General features: G+C 60.0%; 13 protein-coding genes and 2 pseudogenes. 10 read left to right on the top strand and 5 right to left on the bottom strand.

Annotated features, from left to right (window positions below; genetic code table 11):
* The 6 genes and pseudogenes from EOB36_RS30530 to EOB36_RS30505 form a co-directional block, all read left to right on the top strand.
* Positions 1-189 (top strand): annotated as a pseudogene (locus EOB36_RS30530) (AraC family transcriptional regulator); the annotation flags it as partial.
* Between the two features lie 69 nt (positions 190-258).
* Positions 259-657, top strand: coding sequence for an SRPBCC family protein (locus tag EOB36_RS30525; protein ID WP_128286339.1), 399 nt, complete (start codon positions 259-261; stop codon positions 655-657).
* 29 nt (positions 658-686) lie between these two features.
* Positions 687-1,043 (top strand): VOC family protein, encoded by a 357-nt coding sequence (locus EOB36_RS30520; RefSeq protein WP_095486789.1) that lies wholly within the window; start codon positions 687-689, stop codon positions 1,041-1,043.
* Positions 1,044-1,291: 248 nt separating this feature from the next.
* Entirely contained in the window at positions 1,292-1,825 is a 534-nt protein-coding gene (locus EOB36_RS30515; RefSeq protein ID WP_128286338.1) for a hypothetical protein, read from the top strand.
* Positions 1,822-2,415: a hypothetical protein gene (locus tag EOB36_RS30510; RefSeq protein ID WP_126106604.1), complete on the top strand. Its 594-nt coding sequence runs from the start codon at positions 1,822-1,824 to the stop codon at positions 2,413-2,415. The genes EOB36_RS30515 and EOB36_RS30510 overlap by 4 nt, the downstream gene beginning before the upstream one ends.
* Positions 2,391-2,951, top strand: coding sequence for a hypothetical protein (locus EOB36_RS30505; protein WP_128286337.1), 561 nt, complete (start codon positions 2,391-2,393; stop codon positions 2,949-2,951). Before EOB36_RS30510 ends, EOB36_RS30505 begins: the two co-directional genes overlap by 25 nt.
* Here the strand turns inward: EOB36_RS30505 and EOB36_RS30500 are convergent.
* The 4 genes from EOB36_RS30500 to EOB36_RS30485 form a co-directional block, all read right to left on the bottom strand.
* Positions 2,932-4,083 carry a hypothetical protein gene (locus EOB36_RS30500; RefSeq protein WP_245467940.1) on the bottom strand — a complete coding sequence of 384 codons (1,152 nt, stop codon included), beginning with the start codon at positions 4,081-4,083 and terminating at the stop codon, positions 2,932-2,934. The genes EOB36_RS30505 and EOB36_RS30500 overlap by 20 nt on opposite strands.
* Before the next feature lie 477 nt (positions 4,084-4,560).
* Complete coding sequence (locus EOB36_RS30495) at positions 4,561-4,788, bottom strand: hypothetical protein (RefSeq protein ID WP_126106607.1); 228 nt, start codon at positions 4,786-4,788, stop codon at positions 4,561-4,563.
* Between the two features lie 646 nt (positions 4,789-5,434).
* On the bottom strand, positions 5,435-5,659 hold the full coding sequence (locus EOB36_RS30490) for a hypothetical protein (protein ID WP_126106608.1): 225 nt from the start codon (positions 5,657-5,659) through the stop codon (positions 5,435-5,437).
* Between the two features lie 467 nt (positions 5,660-6,126).
* Entirely contained in the window at positions 6,127-7,848 is a 1,722-nt protein-coding gene (locus EOB36_RS30485) for a hypothetical protein (protein WP_128286335.1), read from the bottom strand.
* Between the two features lie 369 nt (positions 7,849-8,217).
* Here EOB36_RS30485 and EOB36_RS30480 point away from each other — a divergent pair, with 369 nt between their 5' ends.
* The 4 genes from EOB36_RS30480 (at position 8,218) to EOB36_RS30465 (ending at position 11,653) form a co-directional block, all read left to right on the top strand.
* Positions 8,218-8,517 carry a hypothetical protein gene (locus EOB36_RS30480; RefSeq protein WP_245329953.1) on the top strand — a complete coding sequence of 100 codons (300 nt, stop codon included), beginning with the start codon at positions 8,218-8,220 and terminating at the stop codon, positions 8,515-8,517.
* A gap of 62 nt (positions 8,518-8,579) precedes the next feature.
* Entirely contained in the window at positions 8,580-9,362 is a 783-nt protein-coding gene (locus tag EOB36_RS30475) for a hypothetical protein (RefSeq protein ID WP_095486781.1), read from the top strand.
* Between the two features lie 129 nt (positions 9,363-9,491).
* Positions 9,492-10,301: a hypothetical protein gene (locus EOB36_RS30470; RefSeq protein ID WP_095486780.1), complete on the top strand. Its 810-nt coding sequence runs from the start codon at positions 9,492-9,494 to the stop codon at positions 10,299-10,301.
* An 80-nt stretch (positions 10,302-10,381) separates the two neighbouring features.
* Positions 10,382-11,653: an alpha/beta hydrolase gene (locus EOB36_RS30465; RefSeq protein ID WP_245329962.1), complete on the top strand. Its 1,272-nt coding sequence runs from the start codon at positions 10,382-10,384 to the stop codon at positions 11,651-11,653.
* A 536-nt stretch (positions 11,654-12,189) separates the two neighbouring features.
* Here the strand turns inward: EOB36_RS30465 and EOB36_RS30460 are convergent.
* Positions 12,190-12,391: pseudogene (locus EOB36_RS30460) on the bottom strand (hypothetical protein); the annotation flags it as partial.

Here is a 12,391-nt window from a genome sequence, read left to right as displayed (position 1 = left end):
GGCCCGAAGACGCTCGACCGCATTCTCCGCTTCCAGCGGTTTCTGGGCCTGGTGCAGCAGTCGGCTGAGCCGCGCCTAGCCGATCTTGCGTTCGAGGCGGGTTATTCCGACCAGGCGCATCTGACGCGCGAGGTGCGGCGCCTGTCGGGCTTCTCGCCCGCGACGGTTCTGCGACAGCTCGGCGCCTGAGCTGGCCGTTTCGTTCAATACGCCGCCGCCAGTTCCGCCTAGTCTGCCTTCATTGGAAAGGAGGCAGATATGACCATCTACAAATCCCGCATCATCACCGTGTCCATCGACCGGGATTGGCGTGAAGTCTATGACTTCGCCTCCATCCCGGAGAATTTCCAGCGCTGGGCGGCAGGCCTCGGCAGACGCTTTGAGAGATCGGGCGAGGAATGGACGGCGGAGGACCCCGACGGCCGGCCCATCCGCATCCGCTTCTCCCGACCCAATGAATTCGGTGTCCTCGATCACATCGTCTTTGCCGAGGACAAGGAAACCCGCAATGCGGTGCGTGTGGTTCCCAATGGGACCGGCGCGGAGGTCATGTTCGTGCTCTTGAGGACGCCGGACATGACGGAGGAGATCTTCGCTGCCGACGCCGACGCCGTACAGCGCGACCTCAACACCCTCAAGGCAATGCTCGAACGCTGAGCTTCCAAAGACCGCGAAAGGAGAAGATCATGGCCAAATCCAGCAACGACAAGCGCATCGACTATGTCGAGTTTTCCGTCGGCGACATCCCGCGTTCCCGCGACTTCTATGGCAAGGCCTTCGGCTGGTCCTTCAAGGACTACGGGCCGAGCTATTGCGAGTTCAACGACGGCCGCCTGACCGGCGGCTTCGCCCTCGGTGGCCAGAGCAAGGCGGCGGGCGGGCCGCTGGTGATCCTCTATGCCGACAAGCTCGACGAGACCCAGCGCCGCGTCGAGGAGGCCGGCGGGAAGATCGTCAAGCCCGCCTATTCCTTCCCGGGCGGCCGCCGCTTCCACTTCTCCGATCCGGACGGCTACGAGCTGGCGGTGTGGTCGGAGAAGTGAGGAAGCCCAAGCAAGCGAGGCAGCAGAGGGGCGGCACCGAGCCCGGCGCCTCTTCGAAAGGGTTGGACGGGCCACCAAGGATCCGATTGCGCGGCTGGCTACCGCTGCGCTGACCCTTGCGATGTAACAATTATTGTCCGATTGCGTGGCGTTCGCATCGTATAAGGCTGGCCTGAGGACCATCGCATACCGCGCCGCGCATGACGGAACCGAGACGAACGACAGTACGACAGAGACTGTATGCTTTTTTGATCGCTGGCTTGGGCGGGCTGGCCGCATCGGCAATCTCGTTTTCGATGACGCTCTACGAAGCCGCCCATCCGCCAAAGGTGCCTGTTGTGCAAGCCGGCCAGCAGGTCGATACCGGTCGCTGGTTCGTAACCTTGCGAACGGCACGTGTCGGCACAGTGCCGCCGACGGGCGTTCCCCCATCGCAGCCTGTGCAGCTTGTGATGGTGGATCTGGATGTGGTGAACCGCTCCGCCACTCCGAACAACGTGCTCTACCGCGTCGTCACGCTCGGCGCGCCGGCGCAAAAGCTGCCGATGCCAACGGTTTATCTCGATCGCGACAAGTATCTGGCAGGATATTTCAACCCCAATATGCCGGAACGCGCGACGATGGCCTGGGAATGGCCGGCCGGTGTGCCCGTGCCGGACAAGGTGACGATCACCGTCAGCGGCCAGATCTATAAGCGGCGCGACAATCTCTACGGCGCAAGCGGGTGGTACGACCGCGATCCCGTTGCGACGGTCGATCTGCCGGTGGAGAAGGCGCCATGATGCGCATGGTACGTTCGGCGCTTGCGCTGCTGTTCGCTGCCGGCGTGCTCTACGCCATGCTGCATACGCGTCCGCTCTACAGCGACATTACCTCGCCGATCGTCTCTTCGGGCGGCATGAACAAGCGTGTGGAGGCTAGCGCGTTCGCGCTTTCGCTGGACAGCGCCAGGGTGGCGCGTGTTCTAAATGTCGAGACCTTCGGGAAGTCAAAGACCTACACGAGTTCCGGCGTATGGGTTGTGGTGGAAGGCGAGGCCGAGGCGAAATTCGAAACGTTGGGTCTCACATCGGGCGAGTGGCTGAGCGGCAGCGGCGTCCGTTATGTCCTGACCGACCGGGTGCCGGCGACGATCGAAATGATGCCGGGCGATGCCTACCAGCCCGGCCTGCCACGCCGTGTCCTTCTGATATTCGAAGTGGCGGAGGATGCCGTCGCTGGCGGGACCGTAGTGGTCGCACGCACAAAGTTGCTGCCGCTCGACGATGAGATCCGCATCGCCACGAATGTTTCCGGCAAGGACATCGAGCCCGCGATCACCATCCGCCGCAACCAGGAAGGACCGCCATGGACAGTTCTCCCACAGAGGTGACATCAACGCGGCGAGGCTACTGGCTGAGCATGATAGCGCTGGTGGTTGCATTGCCTGCCGCGCTCTCCGCGCAAACGTGGGGAAGCATCAAGGACTGGCGCTCCCAACATTTGCGTCAGCCGGTATCTGCGACCTTGGGGCAACCGATCGACTATGCCGGCGCAAGCTGGACCGTGACGCGCCTCACCAGACTGGCAGGCAGCGAGGGAAGCGCCGTCGTCCTTGCCGAGTTCGAGGCGCTCGCTGCTGACCCGAAGGCGCTCGGCGCCATTCCATGCCAGGTGCGGCTTTCCGATGAAAGCGGTCGCGAATGGCAGCCAACCTTGTTTGCCGATCCGGTGGTCAGAAAGCAATATCCAGAGGCCCAGCAACGGTCCCTGTGTGGTGGCAGCGCGTTTGCGGCGACGGAGCCCGGCAAGCCGGCCCGGATGGCTGCCAGCTTTTCGATTCCACCTGCAGCGAGCAGCCTCACGCTGTCGATCGCCCTCTATTCGGCGCTGCCGAATTATCTCAGCGTCAGCGAGCCGCGGACCTGACGCCACTCGCTTCACCAGCCGTGGCGACCGCGGTCTCGAGCACGGCTGCAAGCAGCGCGACCCGGACCGCGTCGAGCAGGATTCCCCCGTCGAGTTCGCTGGGGCTGCCGATGAACAGGCTGATGGTATCGGCGAAGATCTGCCAAGTCCCGAGATCATGTGCTCCGATCAGCCTTGTCAGGCCATACCACATCCAGGCGCCGACCCAGGAGATCGCCTGATAGGCGATGACGAAGGTGACAAGCGTGGCAAGGCCGGCACTGAGCGTCAGCTTGAGGCAAGTCCAGACCGGCGAGTAGCGGCTGCGATAGCCGCCAACGAAATGGGTCGCGAAATCCTTCAGCCACCTCTGCCAGGAGGTCGTGCGCAATGGCGCAGGACCGGGAGCGGCCGGCGCGGAAAGTTCATAGCCGTTGATGATTGCCGCCATCGCCAGCCAGACAATCGGCAGCAACGCGAAAAAGAATAGATTCTGAAGCTGCTCTCCGAAGGGAAGCGGTCGGAATTCCACGGGAACGAACTGGCCGGCCGCGGCCGCCGAAGTCACCGGCGCAAGCAAATCGAGGCTGAGCTGTTGCAGCGCGGCACCTGCGCCAAGCCAACGGATGAACTGGTCTTTCCATTCTCCGAGCGCGTAGAGGCCGATGAAGACCCAAGTTGCGTCCGTCGCCACGATCAGCAGCCGCCAGTAGGGGTGAGAGGCGCGCGCGTTCAGCCGCTTGGCGGCAAAACGCACCAGCCAGCAAATGACGATCGACAGTACCACGCCGCTTGACTGAAGAATGGCGAAGATATCGACGCTCTTGCCGAGATCGGCTTGGGCTAGCGCCATGCGCGAATACTCACGGACCGTATCGCCGAGAAAACCCCAGGCGGCATAGTAGGCGAAGAACGGTAGGATCGCGGCCGCGGTAATCGCCAGGATCGGCTCGCGTTTTGTTTCGTCCGCTCCCTTTTTCGCTTTTTGTCTCAACGCCGCCACCGCCGGCATATGCGGCCGGAGCACTACGAACATCATGACCAGTACCATCAGCTTGGCGAGAATCACCAGCGACAGCATGACCATTCCGCCCAGCGGGAATTGGAGACCGATCATCACGGCGCCCTGTAGCAACAGATCACGAGCGATCATGCCGAGGCAGCCGACAAGCAATAGCTGCGGCCAGCACCGGACAAGAAACCGCGCGGTTAACGCGAGCGGCCGGTATATGTCATCAATCGTCGTGGTCATCGCGTCAGGTGGCTTTCGCGCTCCGCTCGTGGACTTTTCAATACGTCGTTTCGCCAGACGGTCCGCATCCATTCCTGCAGACCGTTGCGATCAAATTCAAACCCACGGGTTTGGATTTGATCGAAGGTAACGCAAGTTTACCTGATACGCCTTTCCGGCTTGACCGGTGGGCCTGTGAACCAAGATCCGGAGGTTCCCAGCTTTGGAGAATAGCGGCCAAGATGACCGTCTTTCAGCCAAATCGGCAGCACCTGGTGACAGCATTTCTTCAAAAGCCCGTACTTTTGCAGGGTTTGTGCACTTAGGGCCGGGTTGTATTGGCGGAGGGAGTGGTCGTCGAAGAGCCACATCGGGCGCCGATGTCGGCAGGGTGAAGTGCTAGTCGGTCAGGTTAGTAAAATCGTGGCGGCGCGCGCGAACATGTGCCAGCAAATTCGTTTCATTGACGACCCCGGACTGAAAGAGAGTCAGCGTGGTCGAGGCCAGAATCTGACCGTCTATCGAGGTGCTGTACCATTTAGCGTCGGCGGCTATCTGGTCGACCACCCGCTGGCAGATCGCCCGATCTTCAGGTCTTAGGAACTGGCTTTGCGGTGCTCGTAGCATCTCGACGCCTTTAAAAGGGGAGTTACTGTGTCTCCCACGCGACACAATGCGTGGTCGCGGACAATGGACCGTAAACGCATTCAGACAGAAAATTGCCATTCATTTGAGTGGTGCACGCGAGGCCTTAGTCAAGATGTCGCTAAATGCGAGACAACGCGCTTCGCTCAAGCGGGGACGGCCCAGCGGCTTGGTTGCGGGGGGGACTGGCAGCTGGAGGCCGCTGGGCCTGACCAGCGAGCCTTAAGATACTCGCCTGGCTGGCGAATACATGCGCTCAAGCTAATGGAATCGAAACATGCGAACGAACTATGTGGCGATAATTCCGCTGTGTAGAAGCCACAAGGTGCCCCGCAATGGGTCCATACATCTGGAACCGCAATTGCACGGTGTGGGGAATGGGGTGGAGGCCCGTCGCTTCGCAAATGTAGCGGCGGGTCTTCTACATACCGGCTGCGTCCCAGCCTACGCACTCCCGTCCGTTTCGTGGCAGCATCCGGATGGCCGGCGCCGCTTGGGGGACGTGGGGTAAGAACGCTTGGCGGGCGCCGGCCAGGCGGTTGGAGTCCGCCGCCGTTGAATAGTACCGAACTCGGCAATTCAAATAGTTCTAATTCCGTGATCGGGGAATGTCAGCGATCGACGACGCTCAGTCCTTTGCATCGTCATCGTCTTGCACAGAGCCTTCGTTTTCATCTGCCGGCCTTTCTAACCCGGCCAGTTGCCGGTCGGCCATTTCTTTAGCGAGGCCCACCAAGGCATCGACCTCTTGCATCTGGTCCACGTGACCGCCATTGGCGACGCGTTTCCGGATCCTCTTCAGTTGGTCAGAGGTTCGTCGTAACATCTCGGCGATAGACGGCTTCTCGGCCACGCCTGCATCTCCTGCATCCCAACCCTTGAGACGAGCAAGCGTTCCGGCCCGAAACTTTTTACGGCAAAAGTCAACATTCAATCGACACGCTTTTAATCCGGGTCATGAAGTCCGCGCAATCCGTGGCGCAAGTTCGAGCGGCCCGGCAGCCTTATTGGGGTGACCATCAGCAGGCCGCCGGGCCTAGACCGCCAGCGGGCTTAAGAGGAGGCGCTGTGCTGGCTGAGCAAAACCTGCGCTCAAGACAACGGAGTAGCATCATTCGAACGAACACTTTCGTCCATCTGGATCTCGTTGTTTTTGATGCAGGCCTCGCCGCCGGCAGGTGAGGGGCGGGCGCCGCTGACTTCTTAGTCGCCCCCCCGGGGACCGCCGAACTTGACGCCGGCTGCTTCGAAAGCGGAAAGGATCGCCACGACCTCTGGCATGTACGCACCACCTAAAATGCCGTGTCTTGCGGGCAGAGTTTACGTCTGCCCGCCTAAGTCCTTGGATGCGAGCCCGGCCTTTTTGAGCGAACCGAGGAAGAAATCGACGTCCTCTGGTCGAATGATCCGCCTCGCGACCTCCTGCCGGAGGTTCTTGATCAAACCTGGCGCGTTTTCTTCAAGCCAGACACGTTCGCGCCGGGCGTCCGCTTCATATCCGCCCTCGCCGAAAATCGCGGCCGCGATGGTGTGAAAGTTGGCATTGCCGGGAAACGTGGTTTTCCTGATCCACATGGCCGCCTGCGGATAATCGCCGCGAAAATAGGCGCAAAGGGCAAGCGCGGTCTCGTAATAGGCTAAAGGACCCGGGTTGCGCGTGTGAGCTTCCGCGACCAGCGGGCAGCCGTCGTCCCAGCCTCCTGAAAGCGCCAGCCGATATCCGTACTCGCCCATCAGTTCGGTGTCGTTGGGGTTGATGTCCAAGGCACGCTTGCCCACTAGCAGCGCCGCCTCGATCTCTTTGCTGAAATAGAGCGCGAACATTTCCGCCTGCAGGCCGCGGATATTGAGCGGATCCAGTTCCACGGCCCTCCTGGCCGCGGCAAGAGCGCGAGCGACCGAGGCCGAAGTCGCGGCTTCGTCGGAAGGAAAGAGGAATCGAATCTCGTCGATATAGGCCTGCGACAGCAGACCCCAGGCCGTGGCGTAGCCCGGGAAGCGCTCAACGGCCTTCTCCAGGCACGCACGCACCGCTGGAAGTGCACTTTGATCGAGCTTTGCGCGGTAAGCGTAGAAGGAAAGCGTGCAGGAATAGGCAGCCCAATCGTCGGGAGGATTCAAGACGTTGAGCGAGGCGTCCGCCTGAAAAATCACGCCGTATGTCTGGGCCAGGCTCGTCGCCACTTTCTGTGCGATATTGGCCTCGGTATCGAGAAGCGCGGCGACTTTCGTCTCTCCATCATAACTGTCCGCCCACAGGACGGAGCCGTCTGCCCGGTTTATGAACCTAATCCGAAGCCGGAAGCCATCGACCGACAGGTGGACGCTTCCCGCAAGAACAAAGCGCGACGGCGCGACCGAATTTTCGGGAGGCTGAACGACGATGACGTCCTTGAACTTAGAGAGTTGCCCGACAATTTCCTGTGTCAATCCGCTCGCAATCGCCCTGGAGGCTTCCGTTCCTGAAAGATCCTCAAACGTCTCGACCAGCAGTCGCGGAATCTCAGGCGAAGTCGGGCGGACGCCACCCCTCGCCAATCCAAATGCCACAACAGCCAATGCCGCGACGGTAGCCGCAAGAACCACCGTCAGCCATGATGCCTTCATCCATCGAGCAGGGGTCGGGACTTTTTCTGCCCACTCAACCGGCAAGGCCGGCTCAATGGTCTCGAGGGACGATCGCACCGAGAACGTTGGAACGTAACCACCTTTCGGGATCGTGATGAGAATTGGATCGTCGTGTCCGGCAGTCAGGTAGTAACGCTCGAGCCCGCGCCGGAGGTGGCCAGCCTCGATGCGGACAATCGGATCCGTCTGCGGGTCGAAGGACATATCGCGGCCGAACACTTCGACAGCGATCGAATAGGCCTTGATACGATCACCGCGACCCTCCAGCGTCTCCTCCACCACATGGCTGAGGAAGCGGCGCTCGCGACCGGTTGCATCGAAGTCCGCACTGTTGAGGATCAGGGCAAGCTGGGCACGACAATCCTCTGGGGCGAGCCTATGCTCCCTCCCTGCGGCTGGTTCGGCCCGGATCACCTTGGATTCCCTCACCTGACGTTCTGGGGTGACTACTCCCAGTTATATTTCTTTTTTTCGCCGGTTACCCCTCGTCGCGTAGTCTATATGCGCGATCCAGTTCTTGCAATACTCCTAGTAGTCTGAACGAATAACGTCCGGATGACGGCGACGATTTGTGCAATGCAGCGGCGGACGACAACGGATCAACAGTTAGGCGGCCTCACCGGCAAGCGCAATTTGAATTTGCGATTTTATAGGCTTGGTGTCCACCGCACTCGCTATGGTTGTTCAGAAATTACCCTGTAGCCCACGTAACTTACATTCCGCAGCCGCCTCCATGCGATAGGCTACGGTGGTTTCGGGAAAACACGAATCTGCGCTATGAGGATGGACGACGAACCGGCTGATAGACAAAGAGCGGTCTCGGCGGCGGTACGTCGATTCCCGCAGTTTGAATTGGCGATCCATCGGCTGATGGACCGAAGTGAGGGCTTTCAGGATATGTGCGAGGAACTTGCTGAGGCGGAACTCGCACTGTCGAGGATCGACAAGGTCCCGCCGGCATTGCGCGAGTCCAGACGAGCCGAATGGCAGGAACTGGTGGATCGGTTGGTTGGGGAAGTCGGAGCCGTGCTGCACGCGGACGCTGCCCGCAAATCGCGTGTCATTCCCTGGCCGCCACGGTGAGAGGCAAGAACTATTCGGGGGCTGACTTGGAATTTCTGTCTGGCAAGCGATCTCTACAAACTGTGGCAGCCTTGCTCCCGGCCCTGCTTGTCGTCACCGTCGCGTCAGCCCAGGACGACACGCAGGAGCTCGCCAAGAAGTTATCCAATCCGATCGCCTCGCTGATCAGCGTGCCGATCCAGTTCAACTACGACAGCGGCTATGGCCCGAACGATGGTGACAAAGCCTATGTCAACGTGCAGCCGGTCATCCCGATCACGCTCAACGACAACTGGAACCTGATATCGCGCACCATCTTGCCTATTGCCTGGCAGCACGACATTGCAGGACCATCCGGCGACCAGTCCGGGCTCGGCGACATAAGCCAAAGCCTGTTCTTCTCGCCTTCCCAACCCACGGCGAGCGGGATCATCTGGGGTGTCGGCCCGGTGTTTCTGTTGCCCACTGCGACTGATCCGTTGCTTGGCGGGGAAAAATGGGGGGCGGGACCGACCGGCGTTGTCTTGAAGCAATTCGATGGCTGGACGGTCGGTATGCTGGCCAACCATATCTGGTCATTTGCAGGCGACAGCGACCGCAGTGATATAAACTCCACGTTCCTGCAGCCTTTCGTCTCTTACACGACGAAGGACGCCTGGACCTTCACGCTCAATACCGAGAGCGCCTACAATTGGGAAGCGCATCAATGGTCGGTCCCGATCAATGTCCAGGTCTCGAAGCTGGTTGTGATCGACAAGCAGCCAATCAGCCTCTTCGCCGGTGTGCGATATTGGGCGGTAAGCCCCGATAGCGGACCCGACGGCTTCGGATTCCGCACCGGAATTAGCCTGCTGTTCCCGAAGTAGAGCCAAGAACAAATGACCCGCTGTCGACATGAAAGACGATCGGAATCCGATATCCATTAGCTGAGCAGCGCGAATGCATATACGGTCGCATCGGGACATGAAGTGAAAGACGGAAAGAGGGGACTTTATATGGGAATGATCCGAGCTCTCGTGTTGGCCTCGGCGGGAACAGCGGCAGCGCTGGTTGCGGTGCCGGCGATCGCCGCTGACGCTGCGACGCAACTTCCTGAAACCGCACCCGCGCCTGCTGAAGCCGCGCCAGTCTGGACCTTCACCGCAGAGCCCTATTTCTGGATGGCAGGCATGAAGGGCAGGGTCGGCGTCAGGGGCCTGTCGCCGGTAGATATCGACGTCGATTTCAGCCAGATTTTTGACCACATCGATTGGTCTCCCCCGCCGGTCATGCTTGCCGGTGAGGCGCGCAATGGCCGCTACGCTCTTTTCACTGACGTCATCTACCTGGGACTCGAGGCCGATGGCACGTCGGCCGGCCCGTTGGCTCTTTCGGCCGAGGTGGACATGAACACGGTGGTGTGGACCTTCGGCGGCTCCTATCGGGTCGTCGACAATGGCACCGCAACCTTGGACGTTTTGGCCGGCGGACGGCTCTGGTACCTGGATACGGATTTGACTGTTACTGGCCCTCTCGGCGTAAGGGAGGCCAGCGGCAGCAAGACTTGGGTCGACCCCATTATTGGTGTGGCCGGCGATGTTGCTCTCGGTAATGGATTCGGACTCCATGGCGAGGCGGATGTCGGTGGCTTCGGCCTTGGCGCCGACATCGATTGGCAAGTGCAGGGCACCCTTCAATACCGGTACAGTGATTCGGTCACGCTGGAAGCGGGCTATCGCTACCTTGCCGTAGACTACGAGGACGACGGATTTGTGTTTGACATTGCAATGCAGGGACCAATCATCGGCGCCAGATTTCGGTTCTGATTGGATTTGAGCCTGGGATTATTTCGAAACGGGAGAAGAGTTTGGGAAACTGTTTCGTGAGTCTGTCCAAAGTCAGGCGTATCAGCAACGTTTTGTTGGCGTCGGCGTTGGTTGGCCTGCTGTGGGGGTGCGCGTCCCGTCCGACGAATGTGCTGCTGCCCGTGGCCGATACCTCGCCTTCCTCCAGCAAGGTGGAGATGCTGGTCGCAACGACACGCAGTCGTTCCTCCAATCCGGCACAAATGTATACGGGCGAGCGCGGACTGGCCCCCTCGTTCGCGGAAATTACGGTTTCGATCCCTCCGGCATCGGTCCGCAAGGTTGGAGAGGTCGCATGGCCCAAGAAGCTGCCATCAAACCCGGCGACTGATTTCGCCGTCGTGCAGGCCCAAGAATTGACGCTCCAGACAGCGAAGGGGTGGCTTAGCGCCTCCGTCAAGAAGAGCCCGGATCACAGTGTCCTCGTCTTTATTCACGGATTCAACAATCGCTTTGAAGACTCGGTCTATCGCTTTGCGCAGATCGCGAAGGATACGGACACGCAGAGCGTCCCGATCTTGGTCACATGGCCCTCCCGAGGCAGTGCGCTGGCGTATGGCTACGATCGTGAAAGCACCAACTACACGCGAAACGCGCTCGAACTGCTGTTCCAGTATCTTGCACGCGATCCCGAAATCAAGGAAGTTTCGATCCTCGCCCATTCGATGGGCAACTGGCTTGCGTTGGAAGGCTTGCGCCAGATGGCCATCCGCAATGGCGGCCTTCCGGCGAAGTTCAAAAACGTCATGCTGGCCGCGCCAGACGTCGACGTCGATGTTTTTCGTACTCAGATTGCCGACATGGGCAAACAGCACCCGCAGTTCACCCTCTTTGTCTCGCAGGACGATCGCGCGCTCAAAGTTTCGCGACGGGTCTGGGGCGATATCCCCCGGCTCGGATCGATTGATCCGGAACAAGCTCCATACAAGGAAGAACTCGCCAGCAACAACATAACCGTCATCGATCTGACGAAAGTCAAATCCGGCGATCGTTTGCATCACGGCAAGTTCGCCTCGTCACCGCAGGTCGTGCAACTAATCGGCGCGCGAATGGCCGGCGGCCAGACGTTGACCGACAACAGAATAGGCCTGGGCGACACGATCATTCACGCAACGACCGGTGTGGCGGCCGCGGCGGGCAGCGCCGCAGGGTTGGTGATTGCGGCACCTGTTGCAGCGGTCGATCAAAACAGCAGAGAAAATTTAGGCAATCACATCGGCGCCTTGACGGGTTCCCAGACCAGCCAGAAATCGAGCGCTGGTGACAAGAATTGCGCCCTGCCAGCACCATCCGCGAAGAAGTGCAAGTCATAGTGCTTTGAAGGGGCACCCCCAGATCTGTCGCCGGACGGCAAAACTGGGAGACAACGCGATGAAACTCAGTCGACGCAATTCTATTTCTCGGCGCTAGCTCTTGGGGGTCCATCACTTGGCTCCAGAAGCGCGCGGGCTGCTGAAACCCTACACCTGGCTTTCCGATGGTTGGATAACTACCGCGTCCTTCACACCTATTTCGTGAACACCAAGAGCCCGGAGTACAAGGCGCCTTGGAACCAACTCGCCCGGTCCGCGCGTCTGCACCCCGACGCCATAAATGCACGGATTCCAGGACACCGGCGCGAATGCTCAGAATGGGTCAATGTTGCTGAAAAAGTCCGCGACTAAGCCAAGCCAAGTGGGACGCTTGCCGCAACCGCGCCCAGCGGAACCATGGTGCTCCGCGTCACCCAAGACATACACCGCGCCCGGTGCCCGACTAAGCGTCGGGTGGAACAGAATTGCCAATTCTGTTTCAAACGCCAACCTTGCGTTCCGGACCCAAGAAAGGCAACTGAGTGGTCAGAGCGGGGTCACTGCGTGAGGCACTTGTGGCCCATTGCCATTGCCTTGTAAGTCCCCTTCAGATCGACGACAAAGGCCCCCTGGGTTTCCGGAAACACGGTCATTTTGTATTTCTTCGCTACGTCGCGCTTGAACTTCGGGTCGTCTGTCAAGATGTAGCCGCCAGAGTATCCGCCCTTGAGTTCGCCGCTCGTGCTAGTGGCCACACCA

This window comes from Mesorhizobium sp. M6A.T.Cr.TU.017.01.1.1 (assembly GCF_004023115.1).
Classification (GTDB): domain Bacteria; phylum Pseudomonadota; class Alphaproteobacteria; order Rhizobiales; family Rhizobiaceae; genus Mesorhizobium; species Mesorhizobium mediterraneum.
The sequence above is the reverse complement of the archived record's forward strand: the minus strand, read 5'-3'. Positions and strand labels throughout refer to the sequence as shown.